The sequence below is a fragment of the Curtobacterium sp. B18 genome (genome assembly GCF_000333375.1).
Lineage (GTDB): Bacteria > Actinomycetota > Actinomycetes > Actinomycetales > Microbacteriaceae > Curtobacterium.
On record NZ_BACZ01000308.1, the window covers coordinates 1 to 1023 of the forward strand.

At 70.7% G+C, this 1023-nt stretch carries 1 protein-coding gene; it reads left to right on the top strand.

Annotated features, from left to right (window positions below; all coding sequences use genetic code 11):
- Positions 1–5 precede the first annotated feature (5 nt).
- On the top strand, positions 6–1023 hold a 1018-nt coding region (locus I5E_RS08365; RefSeq protein WP_031261918.1), incomplete at its 3' end, for a SulP family inorganic anion transporter.

The following is a 1023-nucleotide window of genomic DNA, read 5'->3' on the forward strand; positions in this document are numbered from 1 at the left end:
GAGCGATGTCCGTGATCACCCACGCTCCCTCCGCGCCCAGCGTCCTCAGCGCCCTGCGCTCGCCCCGTCTCCTCACGCGCGAGGTCCTCGCCGGGGTCGTCACCGCGCTCGCCCTCATCCCCGAGGCGATCTCGTTCTCGGTCGTCGCCGGCGTCGACCCGGCGGTGGGGCTGTTCTCCAGCGTCGTCATCGCCGTCGTGATCTCGATCGTGGGCGGTCGTCCGGCGATGATCTCCGCCGCGGCGGGGTCGGTCGCCCTCGTGATCGCGCCGCTCGTGCGTGACCACGGGATCGCCTACCTCGTCCCGACGATCGTCCTCGGCGGCCTCGTCCAGATCGTGCTCGGCTTCCTCGGCGTCGCGCGGCTGATGCGGTTCATCCCGCGGAGCGTCAACGTCGCGTTCGTGAACGCCCTGGCCATCCTCATCTTCACCGCCCAGCTCCCGAACCTGTTCGGCCCCGACGTGCCGCCGGTCGTCTGGGCGCTGACGGCCCTCGGCGTCGCCGTCATCATCGGGTTCCCGTTCCTCACGAAGGCGGTCCCCGCGCCGCTCGTCGCGGTGGTCGTGATCACCGCGATCACCATCCTGTTCGGCGTCGCCGTGCCGACGGTCGGCGACGAGGGCGCGCTGCCGACGGCGCTGCCGGGGTTCAACGGCATCACCACGCCGTTCTCGCTGGAGACGCTGCAGATCATCGCGCCGTACGCGTTCGGGGTGGCGATCGTGGGCCTGATCGAGACGCTGCTCACCGCCCAGCTCGTCGACTCGATCACCGAGACCGGGTCGAGCAAGTGGCGGGAGTCGTGGGGGCAGGGCATCGCGAACGTCGCCTCCGCCTTCTTCGGCGGGACCGGCGGGTGCGCGATGATCGGCCAGACCGTCATCAACGTGAAGACGGCGGGGGCCAGGACGCGCATCTCGACCTTCGCCGCCGGAGCGTCGGTGCTCGTGCTGACGATCGTCCTGCACGACGTCGTGGCCGAGATCCCGATGGCCGCGCTCACCGCGGTGATGATCATGG